Below are 22,240 nucleotides of genomic sequence, written 5' to 3'. Positions count from 1 at the left end.
CACCGAAGATCTCGTGGCTCGACGTCGACACAGCTGTCAGCCTCATCTGCCGCTCAGGTGGGACGGGACCCTTCCACCGTAGACCCGGCCACCGCGCCGGGCCGTGACCTGCGGTCCGAACCGGGCGGTGGGCGCGCCGCATGGTCACCGGGCCGGGACGGACGGTACCGGTTCCGTGTGATCCTCCGAAGATCCACGCGTTCGTGGATGGGGTCCGTCTGACGGGGCAGCCGCACAGTCCCATCCGTCATTCGGGTCCGCCACGCCGGACCCGCCCTCGACCCCGGAGGTACGCGGTGTCCAGTACGGCTCTCACTTCGGGCACCCTGCCGCCCGGCCTGTTGGCGCTGCCGGGTGTCTACCGGCCCCAGGCGGACACCCGCCTCCTCGCGGACGCGCTCGCCCAGGAGGAGCTCGGGCCGCGGACGGACGCCCTGGAGATCGGCACCGGCACCGGGGCACTGGCCCTGCACGCCGCCGGCAGGGGAGCCCGGGTCACGGCGGTCGACGTCTCCTGGCCCGCCGTGCTCACGGCACGGCTGAACGCGTGGCGCCGACGCCTGCCCCTGCGCGTCCTGCACGGCGACTTCGCCGCCCGCACCGCCGGGCGCCGATACGACCTGGTCGTCGCGAATCCGCCGTACGTCCCCGCCCCGGCGGACCGGCTCCCGTCGCACGGGCCGGAGCGGGCCTGGGACGCCGGCCCCGACGGTCGCGTGATCATCGACCGGATCTGCGCCAGCGCCCCCGACCTGCTACGACCCGGCGGTGTGCTGCTCCTGGTGCACTCGGGCATGTGCGGAGCCGAGGCGACCGTGGACCGGCTGGCCGGCGCGGGCCTGGCGGCGGAGGTCACGGCCAGGGCGTCCGTGCCGTGGGGGCCGGTCCTGCGTTCACGACGGGCCTGGCTGCAGGATCGGGGACTGGCCGGCGAGGCCGAGGAGTGGGAAGAGCTGGTGGTCATCCGTGCCCGGAACCTCTGAGAGCGCCCCCCGCCCGGACATCCGCGCGGAATCCCGCCCGGACGCCCCCGCGGAATCCCGTCCCGACACCCACGCGGACTCCCGCCCGGACGCCCGCGCGGCCTCCGGCCGGGACCCCCGCCGGGTGTCCGTGGATCCCGAGGGCCCGGTCCTCGTCGAGGGGCCGGTCGAGATCGTCCTGGGCGACGGGACGGTCGCCCGCTCCGACCGCTTCCAGGTCGCGGTCTGCACCTGCCGCCGCAGCCGTACGTACCCCTGGTGCGACACCAGCCACCGCCGTCGCGAGCGGACCGATCCGCCGCCTTCCGAGGACAGGACCCCGTGATGACCCTCATGACCCCTCCCAGCCCCGGCACGACGGCCCCCGCCCCCGGCCCCCGCCTGGCCGAGGGGCGGGGCCCGCTGTCCACGGCCGTGGCCGAGGCCCTGCGGTCCGGCAGCCCGCCCGCGTACGCCACCGGGTCCGTACTGAAGGCCGACCCGTGGGGCGAGGACCTCCAGCTCGCGCTCTACCTCCTCTACGAACTGCACTACCGGGGCTTCGACGGCGTCGACGACGAGCGCGAATGGGATCCGGACCTGCTGCGCCTGCGCGGAGCCCTCGAAACCCGCTTCCTCCACGCCCTGCGCACCGAGCTGTCCGACGGACCCCGATCGGTCGACGAGGCCTTCGCCCCACTGCTCGTCGAGCCCGTCGACCTCTCCGGCAGCCTCAGCCGCCACCTCGAAACGGACGGCGAACTCTGGCAGTTGCGCGAGTACGCCGCCCTGCGCTCCCTCTACCACCTCAAGGAGGCGGACCCGCACGCCTGGGTCATCCCCCGGCTCACCGGACGGGCCAAGGCCGCCATGGTCGCCATCGAGTACGACGAGTTCGGCGCCGGCCGCGCCGACCGCATCCACGCGGAGCTCTTCGCGGCCCTGATGACCGACCTCGGCCTGAATCCCGAGTACGGCCACTACCTGGACCGCGCACCCGCGCCCCTGCTCGCGACCGTCAACCTCATGTCGCTCCTCGGTCTCCACCGGGCTTCACGCGGCGCCCTCATCGGCCACTTCGCGTGCGTCGAGATCACCTCCTCGCCCGGGTCCAGGCGCCTCGCCAAGGCCATGCGCCGGTGCGGGGCGGGACCCGCCGCCGAGCACTTCTACGCCGAACACGTGGAGGCCGACGCCGTCCACGAACAGGTCGTACGCCACGAGGTCGTCGCAGGCCTCCTCGCCGCCGAGCCCAGCCTCGAAGCGGACGTCGCCTTCGGCTGCGCGGCGACCGTTCTGCTGGAGGACCGCCTCGCGGCCCACATCCGGGCGGCCTGGGACCAGGGGCGCAGCGCGTTGCGTCGGCCCCTGCCGGTCCTCGCGGTCCCGGCTGCCGAAACCCGTGGGAGGCGGACATGAACCGCGCCGCACTGTTCGACGTCGACGGCACCCTCGCCGACACCAATCACCTCCATGTCGTGTGCTGGTGGGAGGCCTTCCGGCAGGCGGGCCACGATGTCGCCATGCACGACGTCCACCGCGCGATCGGACTGCCCGGCGAGGACCTCCTCGCCCATCTGCTGGGAGAGGACCGGGACACGGACGAGGACGACGCCCTCAGCGCCGCGCACACCACCCTCTACGGCACGTACTTCGACCGGCTGCCCCCCTTGGACGCGGCGGCCGAGCTGCTGCGCGAGCTGGACCGCAGGGGCTGGCGGGTCGTGCTCGTGACCTCGGCGAAGGACGCCGAGCTCGACGCGCTCAGGAGGGCCATCGGGGCGGACGACGCCATCACCGCGACGGCGAGCTCCGAGGACGTGAGCGAGGGCAAGCCGGCACCCGATCAGGTGCACCACGCCCTCGGCCTCGCCGACGCCGCCGCGCGCGACTCCGTGTTCGTCGGCGACACGGTCTGGGACATGCGGGCGGGCTCCCGGGCCGACGTCACCTGCGTGGGTCTGCTGTGCGGCGGCATCCCGCGGGGGGACCTGGAGGAGGCCGGGGCCCGCGCCGTCTACCGGCACCCCGCCGACCTGCTCGCCCACCTCGACAGCAGCCCTTTCGCCGAGCGACGGCGGTGAGCGGCGGGTCCGCGGCCGTGAGCCCGTGCGGTCGTCCGTGAGCCGGTCCGGGGGCGGCGGTCAGCGGTGCGGCCGTCCCCGAACCGGGGCGGCCGTCACACGGGGTGGCCCGGAGAGATGTCCTCGACGTCGCTGAGGCGCAGCAGCCCGCCGCCCTCCACCCCGTCGGCACCGTCCCCGTCCTCCGGCGGGCCCTCTTCGACGGGGGCCAGCAGGAAACCCACGTGGTCGCCGCCCTCGATCTGCCCCTCGATCCTGCCGACGAACCAGGTGCGCACGTCCGTCAGCACCGGACTGCCGTGCCTGCTCGGCCGCCAGGCGACCTGCGCCAGCTTGTCCACCCGGTCGCCGGTCTCGCCGCCGAACAGCTCCGCCAGCGCGTGCTGGTTCCGGCGCAGTACGTGCACGGTGAGGTACGTGGCTCCGCGCGCCACGCGGTAGGTGCGATTGGCCGTGGACAGCCACACGACGAAGCGCGGCGGGCGGACCGAGCACTGGGCGGCGAATCCCACCAGGCAACCGCCGCGCTCGCCGTCGGCCGCGACCGTGACCACGTACATCGGACCGTCCAGTACGTCGGTGAAGGCATCGAGCCCGGTCTTGGGCATATGCAACTCCTCTCGCCGCTGAGCGGCTACCCGGCCGTTCGTCCTCGAACCACGCGCACGCCGCCCCTCCGCGGCGCGCGGGTTTGCCCGGGGTTTGCCCGGCGCGGACAGGGGCAGCCGCGTCAGTGAATCCGACGAGGCACCGAAGCCGACGAGGCCCCGGGAAAATGGAGGCCGCACATGTCAACCAGCACACTCATAGCCGTCATCGTGGTCGCAGCGCTCATCGTGATCGCGCTCACGGTCGCCCTGTGGATGATGGCGCGACGACGACACCTGCAGAACAGGTTCGGACCCGAATACGACCGCACGGTCGAGGCGGAAGGTGGCCGCAGGGCCGCCGAGCGCGAGCTGCGCGAGCGCGAACAACGCCACGACCAGCTGGAGATCAAGGAACTGCCCGCCGAACGCCGGGACCGGTACGCGGCCGAATGGAGCACCGTCCAGGAGCACTTCGTGGACCGGCCGGAAGGCTCCGTGGAGGAGGCCGACGAACTGGTGTCGCGGCTGATGCGCGAGCGGGGGTACCCGACGGACGACTACCACGGCCAACTGCGTGACCTCTCCGTCGAACACGGCCGGACCCTGGAGCACTACCGGGCCGCCCACGACGTCAAGGTGCGCAGCGCCGACCAGCGGACGACGACCGAGGAACTCCGCGGGGCGATGGTCCACTACCGCGCCCTGTTCGACGACCTCCTGACCGACCAGAGGAGCCGATGAGATGCGCAACCACGGAAGCAACGAGGACCAGGTCGGCGAGGCCGGCATCACGACGGCGGACATCGCCCACCCGGTGCCGACCGCGGACGCCGACAGGGAAGCTGACCGGGGTGCCGACAGGGACGCGGGCACGGATGACGGGCGGACGGCGCCCGTGTACCCGGGGGAGGCCACGCTGGACACGGCCACCGATGAGCCCGGGACCCGCGAGAACGGCGACGAGCGCCTGACGGACCGGACCGCGGACCGGACCCCGGAGGGGACCGGCGGGGCGGGTGGCGCCGCAGGCGCAGGGGTCGCCGACGAGCCGCTGCTCGGCGCCGAGGACACGGCGGACTACCGCAAGGCGTGGAACGAGATCCAGGGCCGGTTCGTCGACGACCCGCAGGAGGCGGTCAGGTCCGCGGACGCCCTCGTCGCCGAGGTGATGCAGACCCTCGCCCGTACCTTCTCCGCCCACAAGCAGGGGCTGGAGGGGCAGTGGGGCCAGGGCGAACAGGTCGCGACCGAGGAACTGCGGCTCGCACTGCAGCACTACCGGTCCTTCTTCAACCGGCTCCTGAACACCTGAGGGGGCCGCGCGAGCAGAGGCGGGTCGCCTGGGCCGACCGGGCGACACGACGTGAGCGCCGGCCGGCGGGCGACCGACGGCCTTGAGGTGCGGCTCGCGGCCGGCGGGGGCGGCGAGCCGGGCCTGCTGCTCATCCGGGTGGGCTCGACGCGTCCGGTGGTTCGTCGGAGGGGAGCAGGTCCCTGGCCCGGCGTTCCATCAGGACCGGCAGGTAGGTGCGGACGCGTGCGTACCTGAGCTCGTCGTACGCCGTCTGGACGGACGCTCTTATCAGGCCGGTGTCCAGTTGGGGGTGCGCCTCCATCAGCCGCTCGGCCACATGGCGGATGGCAAGGGCATCCTCCGGATCCGCCATCTGGCACCTCCGCCTTCCGTCGGGGACCGCGTGGGCCCAGTCTCGTGGAGCGGCCCGCAGCCGGGAAGTCGATCTTCCGCCGCTCTGCGGGACCCTCGGCGGCCCCCACCGGCCGAACCCGTCGCACCCGGATCCCGCTCCGCGTCCCGGTCGCCTCGCGCCGTGCCGGGCCGGGGAGCAGGATGGAACAGGTGATGACGGTGTTGGTGGTCGGGGTGCCCGACGGCGAGCAGGTGGAGCTGCTGCGCTCGGGGATCCAGCGCAACCCGCACTTCCGGGTCGTGTCGCACGCCCGTGACCCCGCCGTCGCCCTCGCGCACGCCCGTGTCCTCCTGCCCGACATCACGGTCCTGTCCCTGCCGGCCGGGCTCGACAGCCTCGACGCGGACCCGGGCGTCCTGCGCGTCTTCCACGGGGTGCGCGCCCTGGACCCGCCGAGCGCGGTGGTGCTGCGCACGGCCGCGGCCCGCATGCCCCGAGGGGTGTCCGGCCTCGCAGTCGAGGGGGCCGTCCATGTGGTGCGCGAGGGAGATGCCGAAGCCCTGATGCGGGCCCTGCGCACGATCGGGCTGCGCCGCGCCAGCTGCGACCCCGACGAGATGCCCTGAGGGGCCGCACGCGGTCCACTGACCAGGCACTGAAAAGGCGCCGCCGGCACGCTCAGGGGCCGACGGCGCCGAACCACGCCCGGCTGCGGGTCAGTTCTCGGTGAACTCGGTCCACGGGCGGAGCTTCTCCGGGTTGCGGACGGCCCAGATTCGGGTGACGCGGTCGTCGTTGAGGCCGAACGCCGCCACGGTCACGGTGATGCCGCGGTGTTGGGCGACCAGGCCGGGCCGGCCGTTGACCGTCCGTTCCAGGAGGGTCAGTCCGGGGGCCTTGTCGGCGATGTGGATGAGGTACTCGGCGATCCGCGCGCTGCCCACGACAGGGCGCAGGACGGTACCGACGAGGCCGCCGCCGTCGGCGGTCATCGTGGCGTCGGGGTCGAGCAGGCCGACGAGCGCCTTGATGTCCTTGGCTTCCCACGCCTTCTTGAAGTCCCGTACCAGGCCGGCCTGTCCGGCCGTCGCGGTCGTCGGGGCCTGCGCTGCGCGCATCCGTCGGCGGGCGGAGGAGGCCAGTTGGCGGCAGGCCGCGGGCGTGCGGCCGACGATCCCGGCGACCTCCGGGAAGGGGTAGCGGAACACGTCGTGGAGGATGAACGCCACGCGTTCGGCCGGCGTCATCGACTCCAGCACGACGAGGAAGGCCATGTTCACGGACTCGTCCAGGGTGATCCGGTCGGCGGGGTCGTCCGGCTGGCCGCTGCCGCCGCCGGCCCGCCCGCTGAACCACTCCCTGCGGTCGGGCAGCGGCTCGGGTATCCACGCGCCGACGTAGCGCTCGCGCCGGGCCCGCGCCGAGCCGAGCACGTCGAGGCAGATGCGGCCGGCCACGGTCGTCAGCCAGGCACCGGGCGACTCGATGGCCTCCTGCTGCTGCCGCGACATCGCGTACCAGCGGGTGTACGTCTCCTGCACGGCGTCCTCGGCCTCGGCCAGCGAACCCAGCAGCCGGTAGGCCAGGTTGATCAGCTGGCGCCGCTCGCCCACGACCACGCTCAGGTCCGGCTCGGACCGGCCGTGCCCTGCCTCGGATGGGGTGCTCATGCTCGTGACCGCTCCCTGGTTCGTCTCGTCCGCTTCGGCTCTCGGCCCTTCGACGAAACACCGCACCGGAGTGTGAGCGCCGACGCTCCGCCTCACACCTCACACTTCGGGGGCCCGCGTCGTCGGACGGACGAGACACTACCGATCCACCGCCGCGAGGCAGACGAGGGGGGCCACGCCATGGCCACACAGATGACGGCAGCACCGGGCAGAGTCACGTTCCAGCAGGTCGCGATCGCCCTGCAGACGGCGGGCATCTTCTTCCAGGCGGCCACGGCGGGACTGCTGCTGTCCTCGTCCCACGGCGAGTTGCTGCACGGCATCGGAGCACGCATGATGTACGGCGCGTCGATGCTGTACGTGCTCGCCGCGGTCCTGGCGTGGCGGCCGGGCGGCGGTTCGCCCCGCCCGATCCTGTACGCGTCCGGTTTCCTCGTACTCGCCTCGGTGCAGGTGGTGCTCGGCATCGCGCGCGTGCCGTCGGTCCATGTCCCGCTGGGCGTCCTGATGTTCGGCCTGAGCGTGCTGGACCTGGGCCGGGTGCTGTCCGTCCGCCGGCCGGAACGGGCCGGCAGGCGCGCGTAGCCGCCGCGGACACCCCGGTACCCTGCCCGCGGGGATCGGGCAGGGCACCGGGGACGCGGGTCCGGCCGGCGTCCGAAGGCGGAGTGCTCCACGGAAGAAAGGGCGATCTTCATTCTATTGCGGCATCCGAATTGCTCTTGATCATTGCCGAGTTCTTCCGTGCTTATGATTCCCGCGCTATGAGAGAAAGTCAGAATTGCCAGGCGTTATGTGAAGCGGCCGATGTCGTCGTTCTCGGAGCGGGCCCCGCCGGCCTGTTGCTCGGGAACCTCCTGCTCGCCGCCGGGATCGACTGCGTCGTCCTCGAACGCGCCGCCCGCTCCCATGTCCAGACCCGGGCCCGGGCCGGATTCCTCGCCCCGAACACCGTACGGATCCTGGACCGCCACGGTCTCGCCGACGGGCTGCACCGCGACGGACGCCCGCACGGCACGTGCGAGTTCCGCACCGGGGACGGCCGTTTCCGGCTCGACTACGGCGCCCTGGGCCGTGGCGAGCAGCACACCGTCTACCCGCAGCAGAACCTGGTGACCGACCTCCTGACGCGCTACCTCGACGCCGGCGGCCGCATCCGCTTCCGCACCGAGGCGATCGCCGTCCACGACGCCGACGGCCCCCGGCCCTACGTCACCACCCGCGAGCCGGACGGACGCCCCACCCGCTGGGACGCCCGGTACGTCGCCGGCTGCGACGGCCGGCACGGAGCGGCCCGCCGCTCGCTCCCGCCCCGCGCGGTGCGCCACCACCACGACCACGGAGTGAGCTGGCTCGGTCTGCTCGCCGAAGCCCCGCCCAGCCTCGACGCCGTCGGCTACGCCGTCCACGACCGCGGTTTCGCCGGCCACATGGCCCGCAGCCCGCAGGTCACGCGCTACTACCTCCAGTGCCGGCGCGGCGCGTCCGCCGACGCTTGGTCCGAGGAGCGGATCTGGGACGAACTCGACGTGCGCATGCGCGCCACGGAGCACGGCCCGCTGCACAGGGGTCCGATCATCGAGCGCGGCGTCGTCGACCTGGCCTGTGACGTCGTCGAACCGCTGCGCCACGGCTCGCTCCTGCTGGCCGGCGACGCGGCGAGCCTGACCGCCCCGGCGGCCGCGAAGGGCGCGAACCTCGCCGTCCTGGAGGCGGAGATCCTGGCCGGGGCCCTGACCGAGGCCCTCGCCGGAGGGGACGGCACGGCCCTCGACCGCTACTCGGCGCAGTGCCTGGCGCACATCTGGCGCGCCCAGGAGTTCACCCAGTGGATGACCGGGCTGCTGCACGCGGTCCCCGGCCAGGAGCAGTCGGGCGGATCGCTCTTCCACGCCTCCCTGCGGCGGGCCCGCCTCGACTCGCTGCGCACGTCCCGCGCCCACCAGGACTGGTTCGCCGAGAACTACGTCGGCGTGTGACCACGGCCCCACCCGGCCCCACCCCCGCCACGCTCCACCCCCGCCACGCTCCACCACGCCACGCCACGCTCCACCCCACGACGCCCCAGCACCGGCCCTAGGACACCTGCGCCATGATGACGACCCTCCCCGACGAATCGATCCTCCCCGCCGGAGCGGCACCTCCCGGCGAAACGGTCTTCCTCGACGACACGGCCCGCCTGCGCGCGGCCACCGCCTTCGTACGGGAACACGACAGTGCCACCCTGCTGCCCCTCCTGCTGCCCGGCCTGCGCGGCCCGGAACTCGCGTCGGTGGCCGCGCGTTGCCGGTTCGCCCACGTCGGTCTGCTGCTCTTCCCCTCCGACGCGCAGGACCTGCGCCACCGGTTCGTCGAGTGCGGCCTCGCCGCCGACACCCCGGCACGGCCCAGCGTCGTCGTACGGGCCCGGCTCGCCCGGCGCCACCACCGCGACGCCGCCGAGCTCGACGTCCGGATCCTGCGCCCCCGCGTCGACGGCCCGGCCGGGGAGCGCCGCGTCGTGGAGGTGTTCACCCTGCCGGTGCCCGCGCACTCGGACCTGGCACCGATCGCCGCGCACGAACGCGCCCGCGGCCACGAAACCCATCTGGCCTTCGAGCTGGAGCACCCTGACCCCCTGATGCTGAACGGCCTGTGCGCGGTACTCGCCCGGCACGGCGCCCGCCCCGACGGCGGCGGGTACAACCCGCACGAGGACGGCACCGTCCTGTACTTCACCACCCCCTCGGACGCGGCGTGCGGCTACCGGCGGCTCGAGCTCTACGCGCCCGGCGACCACCGCGACGCCCTCGCCGCCCACCTCGCCGGCCTCGACGAGCACCCGGACGCAGACGCGCACCAGCCAGCTGAAACGCTCCTCCGCCTCCTCACGGGAGCGTGGACCACCCAGGCCCTCGCCGCGTTCGCACGGCTGCGCCTGCCCGAGGCCATGGAACCCGGGGTCGCCGTCGGCACCCGAGAACTCGCCCGGCGCACCGGAACCCACCCCGACAGCCTCGCCACGCTCCTGCGCTACCTCGCGATGCTCGACGTCGTGGCCGAGGACCCGGAGGGGCAGGACGGCTTCCGCCTCACCCCGCTCGGCGGCCTGCTGCTCGCGGACTCCCCGGACACGATGCGCCCGCTGGCGCTGATGTACGCGGGCCCCTTCTACCGGTCCTTCGCCGCGCTCGACCACACCGTACGGACCGGGAAACCGGCCTTCGACGAGCTCTTCGGCGAGAACCACTTCGACCACTTCGCCCGCGATCCCGAACTCGCGGACCTCTTCGACCGTTCCATGGCGGCCAGTTCACGCATGTTCCGGCCGCTCCCCGCCCATCCGGTGATCACCGCCGCGGCCCGGGCGCCCGCCCCCCGGACCGTCGTCGACGTGGCCGGCGGGAACGGCGAGCTCCTCGGCCGCATCCTGACCGCGCATCCGAGGCTGCGCGGCACGCTCCTGGAGCGCCCGCACGCCGTCGAGACGGCCCGCCGCTCGCTGGACGCCGCGGGGTGCGGCGCCCGCTGCGACTACCGCAGCGGAGACTTCGCGGACGTGCCCCACGGGGGCGATGTCTACATCCTCTCCCGCGTCCTCCACGACTGGGACGACGACCGGTGCCGGGAGATCCTGCGCCACTGTGCCCGCGCGATGCCGGCGCACGCCGACCTGCTGATCGTCGAACGCCTCTTGCCCGCCGACGGGTCCCCCTCACTGGCCACCGCCTGGGACCTCCACATGATGTGCAACGTCGGAGGCCGCGAACGCCGTGCCGACCAGTACGCGCGACTGCTCGCCGACGCCGGCCTGGAACTGTTGGACCGCACCCCCCTGCCCCTGGAAGCCCACGTCATGCACGCCCGCAGGGCACCCGCCCGGTCGGCCGGCGCCCCCTCCCCGAACGGTGGAGGGGGCGCGTACGGGACGGCCCGAGGCTGACCCGCGCACGGTCGGCCGCCCCGCCACCGGGCTGTCCTCAGCCTGACGTCCGGGGCCGGCGGGTCGCCCGCCAGGTCGGCCGACGGCGGGAGAGGCGGGGCCCCCGGCCCGCCCGCGACGGCGTGGCCAGGGCGAACGTCACCGTGATGTGCGCGCCCCCCAGGGGCCCGCGGGAGATGCGCATCGAGCCGCCCGTGGCGCTCGCGGCCCGCTGCGCGATGTCCAGCCCCAGCCCCGTGGAACCGGTGCTGCTCCCGCGGGACAGGGCCCGGTCCGGATCCGGGATGCCCGGCCCGCCGTCCTCCACGACCAGCTCCACCGCGTGGGCCGTGCGCACCACCTGGACGCCCAACGGCGTCCCGGACGGGGTGTGGCGGAAGACGTTGCCGATGAGCGCGTCCACGACGGCGGCCACGTCGTCCTCGGAGAGGCCCACGCCCGTGGGTTCCTGCGTGAGGTCGAGGCAGCAGGGCCGCTGCTGCTGCTCGGCCAGCACCGCCCAGAAGGCGGTGCGGCGGCGTACGACGTCGGCCGCCTCGCAGCGGGGACCGGGAGCCCCGTTGCCGGCGGGGCGGTCGCCCGTGACGGGTTCCGCGCCGAGCATGCCCTGGCCCATGGGGCCCACGGCGAGCGGGGTGCGCGCCGTGGCGATGATGGCCTGGAGCTCCGTCTCCAGCTCGCCGACCGCAGCCTCGACCCTGGCCGATTCGGGGGTGCCGGCCATCCGTTCCGAGGCGAGGTGCAGGGCGGTCAGCGGGGTGCGCAGCCGGTGGGACAGGTCGGCGACGAGTTCGCGTTCCACGGCGAGCAGTTCGGTCATCCGGTGGGCCATCGCGTTGAAGGCCACGCCCGCCTCACGCAGTTCCTTGGGGCCCATCGGGTCCACCCGGGTGTCCAGATCGCCCTGGCCTAGGGCGCGCGAGGCCTGCGCGAGCCGCTTCGAGGACCTGACGACCTTCGCGCCGAGGCGGTCGGCGACCAGGACGGAGCCGCCGATCAGTCCGACGGCGAGGAAGAGCATGACCGCCCAGGACTCCTTGACCCCCCGGGTCAGTTCCTCCTCGGGAACGAAGTTCTCGATGACGGCGACCTGCTCGCCGGGGAGCACCACCGGCTGCAGGCAGATCCAGCCGTGCGGAACCTCCTGCGAGATGGACTCGCGTCCCCGCTGGGCCCGTTCGAGCAGCGCGGCCGGCGCCTTGGAACGACCGAGGGGCCCGGTGTCCGGCAGGTGGACGACGAGGTGCTCGGCCGCGTCCAGGCTCGCGGCGGACTCCCGCAGGGCCACCGGGTCCGTGGTCAGCGCGAGGACGGGCGCGAGGGCGGCGGCCCGCTGCTCGGCCGCGGTGACGCCCTGTTCCTTGACCAGCGACATCACCAGTGCGGCCAGCGGTATGAGGAAGGAGAGGGCCACCATGGAGGTCACCGCGAGGGCCACTCCGGCCAGGGAGCGTCTCACCGCGGGGCCACCAGTTTGATGCCGACGCCGCGGACGGTCAGCAGGTAGCGCGGGGCCGCCGCGCGTTCGCCCAGCTTGCGGCGCAGGGACGACAGGTGCACGTCGACGGTCTGGTCGTCCACGTACGGCTCGCGCCACACCTCGGTCAGCAGGCGGCGCTTGGAGACGACCTGCCCGGTGTGGTGGGCGAGGAACGCCAGGAGGTCGAACTCCCGGCGGGTGAGGCGCAGCTCCCGGCCGGCGAGGTACGCGGTGCGCGCGCCCGGGTCCACGGACAGTTCGCCCACGGTGGTGGGGCGCAGCGGTTCGGCGGCCGGTGCCACCGGTGCGCCCGCGGGGGCGCCGGCCGGCGGGACGTGGCTCGTGCGCCGCAGGACGGCGGAGAGCCGTGCGACGAGCTGCCCGCCGGAGAACGGCTTGACCAGGTAGTCGTCGGCGCCCGCGTTGAGGAGCTTGATGATCTCCGTCTCGTCGTCGCGGGCGGTGGCCACCAGCACCGGCACGGAGGATATGCCGCGGATCATCCGCAAGGCGTCTCCTCCGTCCAGATCGGGCAGTCCCAGGTCGAGGACGACCGCGTCGACGGGCGACTGGGTGACCTCGCGCAGGGCGCCGAACCCGTCGCCCGCGCTGCGCACGGCATACCCGTGCTCCGCCAGGACCTCGATGAGTGACTGGCGGATGCTGGGGTCGTCTTCGACGACCAGGACGCTCGGCATGGGCACACCTTAGGGGCTCGGCCGGGGAAGACGGACCCTAAGGGGCTTCGAAGACCGGGCCGTCGCCGGTGACGCGCAGCCGCACGGGGCGGTCGGAGACCGGGATGGTGCAGCCGTCCTCGGAACTGCAGCTCGCGTAGCCGAGCAGCAGGGTCGCGTCCCCGTTCCCGTCGGCGCTGACCGGGAGCGTGGTGGTGACGGGTCCGTCGGGGTAGACGGGGACCGGGGCGTCGACGCCGGGCACGCTGATGGACCGTACGTCCTCGGCGGCCGTCAGCCTGCCCTCCGCTCTGAGGACCCCGGACACGGTCACCGCGGTCGGCCGGCCCACGTCCTCGATGCCGGTGGCCGGCAGGTCGATGCTGTAGAGGTGGAAGCCTTTGCGCTCGGGCGTGAACACCGCGGTGACGGTGCCCTTCGAGGCGCGCCAGTCGGACACCGAGAGCGTGACGGTGACGCCGTTCTCGGTGAAGCGCGTCGTCGGCGCGGCGGCTTCGGCGCCGGCGGGGGAGCCCTCGGCGGGCTGCGGACCGCAGGCCGCGAGCGCGGCCAGGGAGACGAGGGCCGCCGCGACGCGGACCTTCCGGGAACGGCTGACATGTACGGAAAGGTTCATGGGTGTCCCTGTACTTCTGAGTCACGTATCACGTGTCACGGATCGAATCGGTGCTTCGGGCGATCTCTCGGGGCGGTCCCCGGGGCGAACGGCGGCTCTAGGCCGTCTCTTCCGGATCTTGCCGGTCAAGCCCGCGTCGTCCGGTGCCGTGCATCGGCGTGTTCGCGGGGCGCCCTTGTACTGGACGTACCGGGGTGCTCCGCCAACACGGCGAGGTGCGGTGCCGGGCGGCGCGGGCGAGGCAAGATGCGGAAGAGACGGCCTAGAGGGCCGTGCCGAAGTTCGCGCTCCACAACTGCAGCCGGTACACCAGGTCGTTCCACACCCCGGTGGCCAGCAGCACGCCGACGAGCACGAGCATGCCGCCGCCGATCCGCAGCACCCACGGGTAGTGGCGCTTGACCAGGCCGAACGCGCCCAGCGCGCGCCGGAACGCCAGCGCCGCGAGCAGGAACGGCAGACCCAGCCCCAGGCAGTACGCCACCATCAGCAGGGCGCCGCGGGCCGCGCTCGCCTCCGTCCACGCGAGCGCCTGTACGGCGGCCAGCGTCGGGCCGATGCACGGGGTCCAGCCGACCGCGAACACCGCCCCCAGCAAGGGCGCCCCGGCCAGTCCGAGCGCGGGGCGCCGGTGGCTGCGCAACTCCCGCTGGGTGAAACCCGGCAGGAAGCCCATGAACGACAGCCCCATGAGCACCGTGAAGACGCCGAGCACCCGGGTGACCGCCTCCTGATGCACCAGCAGGGTGCGGCCGAAGTAGCCGAACAGGGCGCCGCCGGAGACGAGTACCGCGGTGAAGCCGAGGACGAACAGCAGCGCCCCGGCCGCCATGCGGCTGCGGCGTCCGCCGCGCGCGTCCGCCAGGTCGGCGACCGACAGGCTGGTCACGTAGCTGAGGTAGCCGGGTACGAGCGGCAGCACGCAGGGGGAGAGGAAGGAGACGAGCCCCGCGACGAACGCCACGGGGGCCGCGATCGCCAGGGTGCCGTTCACCAGGGAGGGCGCGTCCGCGACGGCGAGCGTCCGGTACGCCTCCGCCACCCCCGTCACGACTCCTCCTCCACCACGCGCGCGAGCAGGGGCCGCAACTGCTCGTCGGTGACGGCGCCCCCGATGGCGACGGCGACGCGTCCGCGGCGGTCGATCACGAGCGTCGAGGGGACCGCCCCGGGGTTCAGCAGCTCCGGCGGGAAGCGGAGCAGGAGTTCGCCGGCCGGGTCGTGGAGGCTGGGGAAGCCCATGCCGTGCTCGCGTACGAACGAACGGGCCGCCGCCCGGTCCGGGTCCCGCGTGTTGATCCCGAGGAACCGGACCTCCTCGCCCGGGGTCTCCCGGCTGAGCCGCGCCAGGTCCTCGGCCTCCGCCCGGCAGGGGCCGCACCAGGAGCCCCACACGTTGAGGACGACGACGTGCCCGCGGAGCCCGGCGAGGCCGGCCGGCATCCCGTCCAGGTCGTCGCCGGACAGCGCGGGCGCGTCCCGCCGGGCGCCGGGCTCCAGGACCCTCGCCCCGGCGGCGGTGCTGATCCCGCCGGCCCGGCCGCCCGGCGCCACCCTGGCGTCGCCGTCGTCCGTCAGGAGCCCGACGAGGAGCAGGACGGCCGCCACCGCGAGGCCCGCGCCGGCCGGCGCGAGCACGGCCCCGCGGACCCGTCGTCTCATGACGCCCACTTGCGCAGGAAGGCGTTGATGCCGTCCGCGGTCAGGGACGGGTTGCCCGTGACGTGGGTGTCGGTGCGCACCGTGCCGGAGGGGGAGACGACGACCAGCACCGGCATCGTGTACGTGCCGCCCGACGGGCTGTACTTGCGCAGGAGCGCGGAGTTGGCGGAGCTGTTGCCGCCGATGTCCACCTTGACGAGGTGGTACGAGGCTCCGAGGATCGCCGTGGTCTGCGACTGGGCGAACACCTTGTCGGCGGCCTTGCAGTTGCCGCACCAGTTCGCGCCGAAGTCGAGCAGCACCGCCCGCCCGTCGGCCTTGGCCGCCCGCAGGGCCGCCTCGATCTGCTTCTGCGCGTCGGCCGAACTGTCGTAGCCCGGGCCGGGTACGCGGGCCGGCTCGGGCGCCGCGGACGTACGGGCCGGCTTGGAAGGCGTCCGGGCGGGGGCGGCCGAGGCGGTCGCCGCGGCCGAGGACGAGGCAGACGCGGACGGCGAAGCGGAGGCGGAGGCGGAAGCGGACGCGGAGGCCTCGGGGGACGCGGTCGCCGGATCCGACGCGGAGGGGAGGGCGGCCTCCGAGGACTGTCCGGCCTTGACCGGCGCCGCGGAACCGACGGGCTGGGAGGACGGCCCGCAGGCGGCCGTCAGCCCCGCCGCGACCACGGCCACGGCGACCAGCGGCAGTCGCGTCCCCAGGGGCGCGGCGGACCGGGGCGCCGTCGTACGGCGGTCGGCGCGGACGGGTCGGAGCAGGCGAGAACTCATGGCGAAGACACCCCAAGGCACGATGCGGACTGCGGGAAGGGCCGAATGCCTTCCGGCACGGCGGAACCGACGGCCCGGGGGTTCACCGGATGCGTTTCCCGGCGCCGAGGGCCGCTCGGCTGACGCGAGCATAGGCGCCGGCCGGGCCCGTGGAACGGCCTCGGCACGATCTTGAGGTTGCCCTAAGGAAGCGCTCACCTTCCGCTTCGCCGGAGCGGTGCGCATGAGGGCGTACAAGACGTGAAACGCGCAAAAGGGATCGGTGTCAGAACGACGACTCGCGGACGCTCGCCTTCGCCGCCGGGACGATCGTCGCCGTGACCACCGACCGGTGGTCGGCGGCGGAGAACGTGACGGTGAGGGTGTCGTCCGAGGTCTGCGCGGTGGTGGCCTTGAACCCGCGGCTGGGGATCGCGGAGATCAGGCACACGCCCCGGCTCCCGTACCGCACCGTGACCTTGCCGCCCTGCGAGGGGACGGTGTGCAGGCCCGCTCCGCCCTCCTCGCAGTCCACGGAGGTCTTCGGCGCCGTGGTCCGGGGGGCGGCCGGCGAGGCCTTGGCGGGCGTCGCCGCCGAGGGGGTCGGTCGCTGCGTCGGGGTGGGGGAGGGGCTCGCGGACGCGGACGGTTCGCTCGGCGCGGGGCTGCCCGCCTCCCAGGCCGGCGGAGTGTCGATGACGACCGGGGCGGACCGCGCGACCGGGGGTGTGTGCCTGGTCGAGCCCACCACGAACTGCACCGTGGCGAGCACGGCGGTCACGCTGGTGGCGGTGCACGACAGCCATATGAGCAGGTAACGCGGAATCCGGGGCACGGCTGCATTGTGGCCGACCCGCCGGCCGGCCCGTCACCCCTCCCCCCGACAAGCCCCGGAGCCCCGGGTGTCGGCCCGCCGGGCGCGGCCCGGAGAACGCCGACGTCCTCCGATCCGCGGGACGGGTCGGAGGACGTGGACGTGGGGGGTGGCAGGTGGGGGTGGCAGGTTGTGGTGGCGCGTGGGGGGTGGCCGGTCCGGGGGGCGGGGCCGTCGGCCCGGGGCCCGCTACTTCGCGGTGCCGAAGTCCTGCGTCCACCACGGGCCGCCGTCGCCCTTGTGGACACCGATGCCGATCTCCTTGAAGGCGCAGTTGAGGATGTTGGCCCGGTGGCCGGAGCTGTTCATCCACGCCTTCATGACCGCGTCGGGGTCGGCCTGACCCCGGGCTATGTTCTCGCCCAGGCGGGACCACCCGTATCCGGCGGCCTCCACCCGGCTGGTCATGGTGGACCCGTCCGGGCCGGTGTGCGACATGACGCCGCTGCGGGCCATGGTGTCGCTGTACGTCCGTGCGGCAGTGCTCAGCTTGGCGTTCATGGTCAGCGCACCGCACCCGGCGGCGGACCGCTCCTTGTTGACGAGGGCGAGGACGGCGGACTCGGCATCGCCGTTGACGGTGCCCGAGCCCCCGGAGCCCCCCGAGCCGCCCGAGCCCCCGGAACCGCCGCCCGTGGTCGTGGAGGGCTTGCGCGTCGGGTCGGCGGCCCGGGTCGAGGCCGACTTGGCCGGGGCGCTGCTCTCCTCCGCGTCGGGCTTCGGCGCGGCGGCGGATTCGGAGGCGCCGGCCTCCGGCGTGCCGGACGGGCTCGGGCTCGCCGTGGCCGTGGCGTCGGTGGTGGGCGTGGGGGCGGCAGGGGAGGGTGCCGCCCCTACGCCGTCACCGGTCCCCGCGGTCCCGGCCGCCTGACCGGCGAGGCCGTCGGCCCGCTTGTCCCTGCCGGCCTCACCGTCGGAGTCGGCCACGGCGACCCCGACCGCCACTGCCGCTGCCGCCGCGGTGACGGACAGGACGATGCGGGTGCGCACCGTCCTCTTCCGTCGCGCCTCGGCGCGGGACGGCGTTTCGGGAGTGTGGCTGCGGCTCATGGCGGTTGCACCTCACGGGGAGAGGGGGAGGAGGGGAGTCCGGCTGAGCCTAGGTCGCCGACCAGTGAAAAGAGCCCGCTGGAGGGGTTCTTCAGGTTCCCCTAAGGAAACCCGCAGGACCAACACAGGGACGAGCCGGGCAATCGTCCCAACTCGGCTGCTCGGGCAGGCGTGTTACCCCGCGGGTGAAGGTGCGACACCGGCCTCGACGCGATGCCCCGCGCGTTCAGGGCCGTGCGGCGAGCCGGTGCAGGACGACGTCGTGCAGGGCGCCGTCCGCGACCGTGAGGGTCAGGTACGTGTGGTCGGGCTGTCTGCGACGGTCCGTCGGAGAACCGGGGTTGAGCAGCCGGAGCCCGTTCGGGGCCGTGGAGTCCCACGGGATGTGGCTGTGGCCGAACACCAGGACGTCCGCGTCGGGGAAACGGGCCGCACAACGCCGCTCGCGCCCGTCGGCCGGACCGGTCTCGTGGACGACCGCGAAGCGCAGGCCGCCGAGTTCGGCGCGGGCGATCTCGGCCAGTCTGCGGCGCAGGGCGGGCCCGTCGTTGTTGCCGTACACGGCGAGCAGGCGCCGCGACCTCGACTCCAGCACATCGAGCGTGGCCTCGTCGGTCCAGTCACCGGCGTGGACCACCACGTCGGCTTCGTCGACGGCCGTCAGCAGCGCTTGCGGCAGGTACCGGGCCCGCGCGGGCACATGGGTGTCGGAGGTCAGCAGCAGCCTCATGGGCCCACCGTAGACGAGGCCGCCGTCGCCCGCGGCGCGTACGCCGCGGTCGTCACTCGGCGGTGAGGTCGATGGCGTCGGCGGCCTCGCGCACCTCGGCGTCCGGGTGGCGGCGCAGGACACGGACGGCGGCTCTCCAGGGCCCCGGCCAGTCCAGGCGGGGGCCGAGCGCGGCGGCGAGGGACGCGGCGAACAGCCCCTCGGGGCCGGTGCCGTCGGACAGGGCGCGTACGGCCCCGAGCGCCCGTTCCGGGTGCGCCCCCGTGCGGGAGCCGTACCGGTGCCGCCCGAGCAGCTGCTCGGCGCAGCGGCCCGCCAGCGCGGGGCGGTCCGCGACGGCGGCGCTCAGCTCGCGGCAGGCCGCGGTCAGTTCGGCCTCCGGCGCGGCCGGGTCGACGGCCCGGACGAGGAGGGATGCGCGCAGGCCGGTCAGCCGTGGTTCGACGGCCAACTGTCGGGCGAGCGGGGCGCACAACCGCTGGGGCACCGTGACGCCGGACGAGGAGAGGAGGTGCTGCAGCCGGTGGCGGGCGGGCAGGTCGAGCCCGTCGGGGCCGCCGCCCACCGGCTCGTCGGACGCCATCGCGGCCAGCAGCCGGGCCACCGCCTCGTGGAGCGCGCTGCCGGGGGCCGCTCCGCCCGACGGACGGGGCTGCTCCGATCCGGCGATGCACAGGAGGGTCCTGCCGGCCGCCTCCCACATGAGGGAGGAGCTCAGGTCGGCGACCATGTCGGCGAGCGTCCCGGTGACCGTCGGCGCGTACGCGGCCCATTCCTCCAGCGCCCAGAGCACGCTCTGGGTCGTGAAGTCGTCGGCGGTGGCGAGCAGACCGGTGACCAGCCGGCCGTAACGGGAGCGGTGCGCGGGAGCCACCTCGGCCGGGCCGCACAGCACGGCGCGGCGGGCGCCTTCCGGGCCGTCGGCGACGGCGGACTCCAGCAGCGACCAGGCCGCCTCGGCCGGGAGCAGGGCAGGGGCCAGGGCGACGGCCGCGGTCCGCAGGTCGGGGTGCGCGGAGGCGTCGAGCGCCGCCCGGGCCAGCACCCGCGCGGCCTCGGCCGGCGGAAGGTGACGGGCCGCCAGCCGCGCGGCCGACTTGCGGACGGTGAGCTTCACCCCGCGTTCCCGGGTGAGCAGGTCGTGCAGCAGGGCGGCGAGGGCGTCCGGGCGGGCCCGGAGCGCCACCTGGTCGGCGACCGCCCAGACCGCGGCCGCGTCGTCCTGGCCCGCGCTGTCGAGCAGCAGGCGCAGGGCGGCGTCCGGACCGGCGGCGACGGCCGCGGCGGCCGACGCGGCAGGGTCCGGCCTGCCGGGGTCCGCCGGCGTGGCGGGGTCCGCACCCGCCGCGTCCGCGCCGCCGTACCGCCGGACGAGGTCCCACCCGTACCCCGGGACCGTGGCCGCCTCGCGCAGCAGCGCGGCGCGTTCGTCCAGGGACCGGCCGGGGTCGGCGAGGGCCGCCTCGGCCAGGCGCACGGCAGCCCGCTGCTGGCGGGGCAGCCACTGGTCCGCACGCCGGAAGCGGGGCAGCGCCCGGGCCGTGCCGGGGGCCGGGAAGCGGCCGGCGGGCGGCGGGTCGGTCAGGGCGCGGTCCAGCAGGTCGGTGCGGTGGGCGGCGAGCACGTCGAGTACGGGGCCGAGCGCCACCGCGGTGGGCTCCCGTTCCAGGAGTACGGCGACCCGCCCGGCCCGGGTCGCGGGGTCCGCCAGCCAGGCCGCGGCCAGGTCGGCGAACGCGCCGTCGGGGCAGTCGCGCAGGCCGTCGGCGAGGCGCTCCTGGAGCTCGGGTAGCAGGCGGGCCCGGGGGCCGAACGCCTCGACCAGGGCGAGCAGCGGCGCGTGATCGCCCCGCCCGGCCGCGGCGTCCAGCCAGGGCCGTACGGCGTCGAGCACGGCGCGTTCGCGGCCGTGCCGCAGCGCCCGGTCCAGCCGGACGGCCGGCGCGGCCAGCGCACCGGTGCGGGCCGTGAGCGCCCCCAGCAGGCGCACGGCGAGTCCGAGGAGCTCTTCGTCGGCCGAGGAGTTGAGGAGGGTGACGGCGAGGGTGTGGACGGCGGTCCGGGTGGCCGGCGCGCAGTCCCGGGCGCGCAGGGCGTCCAGGCAGACCCCTTGCAGGTCGTCGCGGCCGGCGCGGCCCGAGGGCCCGGTGAGGGCCGCCGCGAGCAGCGGCGCGGACAGGGCGGCGAAGGCCTCCAGGACGGCCCGGCGCACCGGGTCGCGTTCGTTGCGCAGCCGGCTCGCGGCCAGGTCCAGTACGGCGGCCACTTCCGCCGGATCCGCCGCGTGCCCGGCGTTGGCCGTCACCTGCTGCCAGGCGAACGCCCGGTCGTCGGCGTCGCCGGAGCCGGTGGCGGCGAGGAGCTCCGGCCGGGCCTCGGCCGGGGGGAGCAGGGCGAGGGTGGGCCACACCTCGAACTCGGACCACCGTTCGGCACGGGCTCGCGCCACGTCCGCCCGCGCCCTGGGGTGCCGTTCGGCCGCCGGGAACAGGGCCAGTACGGCATCGGGTGTGCCCGGAGCGGAGGTGGGGTGGCTCGCGGCGGTGACCGCCGCGTGGAAGGCCACCCGGTCCGCGGGCGGTACGGCGCGCAGCATGGTGACGTAGGCACCCCGGTGGGCCCAGCGGGCGGCGAGCCGGTGCAGGGACGGCGGAGCGGCCGCCACCAGCCGGCGCAGCACCGAGGGGTGTGGGGCGCGCTCCCAGCGGCCGCTCTGCCGGCCGGGGTCGGCGAGCCAGCGGGCCGTCCGCTCGGCGTCCGCGTCGACGAGGTCGGCGAGCCTGTCGTGCAGCGGGTCGGGCAGGTCCCCGGGGCCGTGCCGCTCGAGGAGGTCCAGTACCCGGGCGGGGGCGGCGGGCAGGGCCGCCGCGATCCCGTTGGCGTGCCGCTGCCACCAGCCGACGCGCAGCCGGTGGGTCAGTGCGGCGAGGTCGCGCTCGGCCTGGTCGAGCACGGCCACCGGGTGACGGCGGGCCAGCAGGCTCCACCCCTCGAACGCGACGGCGCCGGCGAGCTCGGGCAGCATCCGGGCGGTGAACTCCGGTGAACAGCCCGGCAGCAGCAGGGCCGCGTCCCGGTCGCCGCGCTCGGTCCGCAGCCGCAGCAGCAGGCGCTCCGCCAGGGCGGGCCGGCCGCCGTCGCGCAGCAGCCGGGCGAGGTCGGCGCGGACCACCGCGGGGGCGTTGTCGTAGGCGGCCTCGACCGCCCGGTCGGGCACGGTCGAGGCGCGGGCGGCGCGCAGGGCGTAGCGGCGGACGATCGGGTCGGGGTCGGCCAGGCGCGCGGCGAGGTGGTCGGTGTCCGCCCCGGCCAGCGCGGCCAGCGCGCCGAGCCGCCGTTCGTACGGGCCGAGCCGGTCGAGAGCGGTGAGCAGCGGCCGGAGCTCCCCGCGGGCCGCCAGCGCGTGCGCGGTGACGGCGGTGTGCCGGAGACGGGCCTGGTGCGGGAGCGAGTCGAGTGCGGACAGCAGCTGTTCGACGGTGGTGATCATCAAGGCGGATTGTCACA

General features: G+C 74.8%; 23 protein-coding genes. 10 read left to right on the top strand and 13 right to left on the bottom strand.

From position 1 onward, the window contains the following. Window positions 1-296 precede the first annotated feature (296 nt). The 4 genes from ACFYP3_RS05250 to ACFYP3_RS05235 are packed head-to-tail and all read left to right on the top strand — an operon-like array spanning window position 297 to window position 3,046. Complete coding sequence (locus tag ACFYP3_RS05250) at window positions 297-983, top strand: HemK2/MTQ2 family protein methyltransferase (RefSeq protein WP_388826998.1); 687 nt, start codon at window positions 297-299, stop codon at window positions 981-983. Then, the gene (locus tag ACFYP3_RS05245; RefSeq protein WP_388826995.1) at window positions 967-1,308 is read left to right on the top strand and encodes a CDGSH iron-sulfur domain-containing protein; all 342 of its coding nucleotides are present in this window, start codon (window positions 967-969) and stop codon (window positions 1,306-1,308) included. The genes ACFYP3_RS05250 and ACFYP3_RS05245 overlap by 17 nt, the downstream gene beginning before the upstream one ends. An 8-nt stretch (window positions 1,309-1,316) precedes the next feature. Further along, a complete protein-coding gene (locus ACFYP3_RS05240) occupies window positions 1,317-2,381 on the top strand; it encodes an iron-containing redox enzyme family protein (protein WP_388827644.1) in 1,065 nt (354 codons plus the stop codon). After that, window positions 2,378-3,046, top strand: a complete 669-nt coding sequence (locus ACFYP3_RS05235) for an HAD family hydrolase (protein WP_388826992.1) — start codon at window positions 2,378-2,380, stop codon at window positions 3,044-3,046. Before ACFYP3_RS05240 ends, ACFYP3_RS05235 begins: the two co-directional genes overlap by 4 nt. 95 nt (window positions 3,047-3,141) lie before the next feature. Here ACFYP3_RS05235 and ACFYP3_RS05230 read toward each other — a convergent pair whose 3' ends face one another. Next, window positions 3,142-3,654 carry a flavin reductase family protein gene (locus ACFYP3_RS05230; RefSeq protein ID WP_388826989.1) on the bottom strand — a complete coding sequence of 171 codons (513 nt, stop codon included), beginning with the start codon at window positions 3,652-3,654 and terminating at the stop codon, window positions 3,142-3,144. A 180-nt stretch (window positions 3,655-3,834) separates the two neighbouring features. Here ACFYP3_RS05230 and ACFYP3_RS05225 point away from each other — a divergent pair, with 180 nt between their 5' ends. Further along, window positions 3,835-4,377, top strand: a complete 543-nt coding sequence (locus ACFYP3_RS05225) for a hypothetical protein (RefSeq protein WP_388826986.1) — start codon at window positions 3,835-3,837, stop codon at window positions 4,375-4,377. 1 nt (window position 4,378) lies between these two features. Continuing rightward, a complete protein-coding gene (locus tag ACFYP3_RS05220; RefSeq protein ID WP_388826983.1) occupies window positions 4,379-4,948 on the top strand; it encodes a hypothetical protein in 570 nt (189 codons plus the stop codon). A 130-nt stretch (window positions 4,949-5,078) separates the two neighbouring features. On the opposite strand, the gene ACFYP3_RS05215 is transcribed toward ACFYP3_RS05220, so the two are convergent. Next, window positions 5,079-5,303: a three-helix bundle dimerization domain-containing protein gene (locus tag ACFYP3_RS05215; protein WP_388826980.1), complete on the bottom strand. Its 225-nt coding sequence runs from the start codon at window positions 5,301-5,303 to the stop codon at window positions 5,079-5,081. Between the two features lie 194 nt (window positions 5,304-5,497). On the opposite strand from ACFYP3_RS05215, the gene ACFYP3_RS05210 reads away from it, so the two are divergent. Then, window positions 5,498-5,911: a hypothetical protein gene (locus ACFYP3_RS05210; RefSeq protein WP_388826977.1), complete on the top strand. Its 414-nt coding sequence runs from the start codon at window positions 5,498-5,500 to the stop codon at window positions 5,909-5,911. 90 nt (window positions 5,912-6,001) lie between these two features. Here the strand turns inward: ACFYP3_RS05210 and sigJ are convergent, their stop codons facing one another. After that, the gene (gene sigJ, locus ACFYP3_RS05205; protein WP_388826974.1) at window positions 6,002-6,955 is read right to left on the bottom strand and encodes an RNA polymerase sigma factor SigJ; all 954 of its coding nucleotides are present in this window, start codon (window positions 6,953-6,955) and stop codon (window positions 6,002-6,004) included. A gap of 180 nt (window positions 6,956-7,135) precedes the next feature. On the opposite strand from sigJ, the gene ACFYP3_RS05200 reads away from it, so the two are divergent. From ACFYP3_RS05200 to ACFYP3_RS05190, 3 genes are all read left to right on the top strand, one after another. Beyond that, entirely contained in the window at window positions 7,136-7,540 is a 405-nt protein-coding gene (locus ACFYP3_RS05200; protein WP_388826971.1) for a hypothetical protein, read from the top strand. A gap of 179 nt (window positions 7,541-7,719) precedes the next feature. Then, window positions 7,720-8,934 (top strand): 4-hydroxybenzoate 3-monooxygenase, encoded by a 1,215-nt coding sequence (locus ACFYP3_RS05195; RefSeq protein WP_388826969.1) that lies wholly within the window; start codon window positions 7,720-7,722, stop codon window positions 8,932-8,934. A 113-nt stretch (window positions 8,935-9,047) separates the two neighbouring features. Further along, window positions 9,048-10,877 carry a methyltransferase gene (locus ACFYP3_RS05190; RefSeq protein WP_388826966.1) on the top strand — a complete coding sequence of 610 codons (1,830 nt, stop codon included), beginning with the start codon at window positions 9,048-9,050 and terminating at the stop codon, window positions 10,875-10,877. 37 nt (window positions 10,878-10,914) lie between these two features. On the opposite strand, the gene ACFYP3_RS05185 is transcribed toward ACFYP3_RS05190, so the two are convergent. The 10 genes from ACFYP3_RS05185 to ACFYP3_RS05140 all read right to left on the bottom strand — a co-directional run bounded on the left by ACFYP3_RS05185 (window position 10,915) and on the right by ACFYP3_RS05140 (window position 22,223). Then, window positions 10,915-12,336, bottom strand: a complete 1,422-nt coding sequence (locus tag ACFYP3_RS05185) for an ATP-binding protein (protein WP_388826963.1) — start codon at window positions 12,334-12,336, stop codon at window positions 10,915-10,917. Continuing rightward, window positions 12,333-13,055: a response regulator transcription factor gene (locus ACFYP3_RS05180; RefSeq protein ID WP_388826960.1), complete on the bottom strand. Its 723-nt coding sequence runs from the start codon at window positions 13,053-13,055 to the stop codon at window positions 12,333-12,335. Before ACFYP3_RS05180 ends, ACFYP3_RS05185 begins: the two co-directional genes overlap by 4 nt. 37 nt (window positions 13,056-13,092) lie before the next feature. Continuing rightward, the gene (locus tag ACFYP3_RS05175; protein ID WP_388826957.1) at window positions 13,093-13,671 is read right to left on the bottom strand and encodes a hypothetical protein; all 579 of its coding nucleotides are present in this window, start codon (window positions 13,669-13,671) and stop codon (window positions 13,093-13,095) included. A gap of 262 nt (window positions 13,672-13,933) precedes the next feature. Continuing rightward, the gene (locus ACFYP3_RS05170; protein ID WP_388826954.1) at window positions 13,934-14,722 is read right to left on the bottom strand and encodes a cytochrome c biogenesis CcdA family protein; all 789 of its coding nucleotides are present in this window, start codon (window positions 14,720-14,722) and stop codon (window positions 13,934-13,936) included. Then, window positions 14,719-15,333, bottom strand: coding sequence for a TlpA family protein disulfide reductase (locus tag ACFYP3_RS05165; RefSeq protein ID WP_388826951.1), 615 nt, complete (start codon window positions 15,331-15,333; stop codon window positions 14,719-14,721). Before ACFYP3_RS05165 ends, ACFYP3_RS05170 begins: the two co-directional genes overlap by 4 nt. Beyond that, the gene (locus ACFYP3_RS05160; protein WP_388826949.1) at window positions 15,330-16,100 is read right to left on the bottom strand and encodes a thioredoxin family protein; all 771 of its coding nucleotides are present in this window, start codon (window positions 16,098-16,100) and stop codon (window positions 15,330-15,332) included. The genes ACFYP3_RS05165 and ACFYP3_RS05160 overlap by 4 nt, the downstream gene beginning before the upstream one ends. A gap of 265 nt (window positions 16,101-16,365) precedes the next feature. Next, the gene (locus ACFYP3_RS05155; RefSeq protein ID WP_388826947.1) at window positions 16,366-16,914 is read right to left on the bottom strand and encodes a hypothetical protein; all 549 of its coding nucleotides are present in this window, start codon (window positions 16,912-16,914) and stop codon (window positions 16,366-16,368) included. A 228-nt stretch (window positions 16,915-17,142) separates the two neighbouring features. Further along, on the bottom strand, window positions 17,143-18,003 hold the full coding sequence (locus ACFYP3_RS05150) for a CAP domain-containing protein (RefSeq protein WP_388826945.1): 861 nt from the start codon (window positions 18,001-18,003) through the stop codon (window positions 17,143-17,145). A gap of 226 nt (window positions 18,004-18,229) precedes the next feature. Further along, the gene (locus ACFYP3_RS05145) at window positions 18,230-18,733 is read right to left on the bottom strand and encodes a metallophosphoesterase family protein (protein ID WP_388826943.1); all 504 of its coding nucleotides are present in this window, start codon (window positions 18,731-18,733) and stop codon (window positions 18,230-18,232) included. A gap of 52 nt (window positions 18,734-18,785) precedes the next feature. Continuing rightward, on the bottom strand, window positions 18,786-22,223 hold the full coding sequence (locus ACFYP3_RS05140; protein ID WP_388826940.1) for a hypothetical protein: 3,438 nt from the start codon (window positions 22,221-22,223) through the stop codon (window positions 18,786-18,788). Window positions 22,224-22,240: the final 17 nt, after the last annotated feature.

This window comes from Streptomyces sp. NPDC005533 (assembly GCF_042871845.1).
Lineage (GTDB): Bacteria > Actinomycetota > Actinomycetes > Streptomycetales > Streptomycetaceae > Streptomyces.
This window is presented reverse-complemented; position numbering and strand designations above follow the sequence as displayed.

What these genes read in the sequence shown, in the direction of transcription:
- ACFYP3_RS05240 (WP_388827644.1), top strand. Translation starts at nt 1,317, where the DNA reads ATGACCCCTCCCAGCCCCGGCACGACGGCCCCCGCCCCCGGCCCCCGC.
- ACFYP3_RS05235 (WP_388826992.1), top strand. Translation starts at nt 2,378, where the DNA reads ATGAACCGCGCCGCACTGTTCGACGTCGACGGCACCCTCGCCGACACC.
- ACFYP3_RS05230 (WP_388826989.1), bottom strand. Translation starts at nt 3,654, where the DNA reads ATGCCCAAGACCGGGCTCGATGCCTTCACCGACGTACTGGACGGTCCG.
- ACFYP3_RS05225 (WP_388826986.1), top strand. Translation starts at nt 3,835, where the DNA reads ATGTCAACCAGCACACTCATAGCCGTCATCGTGGTCGCAGCGCTCATC.
- ACFYP3_RS05220 (WP_388826983.1), top strand. Translation starts at nt 4,379, where the DNA reads ATGCGCAACCACGGAAGCAACGAGGACCAGGTCGGCGAGGCCGGCATC.
- ACFYP3_RS05215 (WP_388826980.1), bottom strand. Translation starts at nt 5,303, where the DNA reads ATGGCGGATCCGGAGGATGCCCTTGCCATCCGCCATGTGGCCGAGCGG.
- ACFYP3_RS05210 (WP_388826977.1), top strand. Translation starts at nt 5,498, where the DNA reads ATGACGGTGTTGGTGGTCGGGGTGCCCGACGGCGAGCAGGTGGAGCTG.
- sigJ (WP_388826974.1), bottom strand. Translation starts at nt 6,955, where the DNA reads ATGAGCACCCCATCCGAGGCAGGGCACGGCCGGTCCGAGCCGGACCTG.
- ACFYP3_RS05200 (WP_388826971.1), top strand. Translation starts at nt 7,136, where the DNA reads ATGGCCACACAGATGACGGCAGCACCGGGCAGAGTCACGTTCCAGCAG.
- ACFYP3_RS05195 (WP_388826969.1), top strand. Translation starts at nt 7,720, where the DNA reads ATGAGAGAAAGTCAGAATTGCCAGGCGTTATGTGAAGCGGCCGATGTC.
- ACFYP3_RS05190 (WP_388826966.1), top strand. Translation starts at nt 9,048, where the DNA reads ATGATGACGACCCTCCCCGACGAATCGATCCTCCCCGCCGGAGCGGCA.
- ACFYP3_RS05180 (WP_388826960.1), bottom strand. Translation starts at nt 13,055, where the DNA reads ATGCCGAGCGTCCTGGTCGTCGAAGACGACCCCAGCATCCGCCAGTCA.
- ACFYP3_RS05175 (WP_388826957.1), bottom strand. Translation starts at nt 13,671, where the DNA reads ATGAACCTTTCCGTACATGTCAGCCGTTCCCGGAAGGTCCGCGTCGCG.
- ACFYP3_RS05165 (WP_388826951.1), bottom strand. Translation starts at nt 15,333, where the DNA reads ATGAGACGACGGGTCCGCGGGGCCGTGCTCGCGCCGGCCGGCGCGGGC.
- ACFYP3_RS05160 (WP_388826949.1), bottom strand. Translation starts at nt 16,100, where the DNA reads ATGAGTTCTCGCCTGCTCCGACCCGTCCGCGCCGACCGCCGTACGACG.
- ACFYP3_RS05150 (WP_388826945.1), bottom strand. Translation starts at nt 18,003, where the DNA reads ATGAGCCGCAGCCACACTCCCGAAACGCCGTCCCGCGCCGAGGCGCGA.
- ACFYP3_RS05145 (WP_388826943.1), bottom strand. Translation starts at nt 18,733, where the DNA reads ATGAGGCTGCTGCTGACCTCCGACACCCATGTGCCCGCGCGGGCCCGG.
- ACFYP3_RS05140 (WP_388826940.1), bottom strand. Translation starts at nt 22,223, where the DNA reads ATGATCACCACCGTCGAACAGCTGCTGTCCGCACTCGACTCGCTCCCG.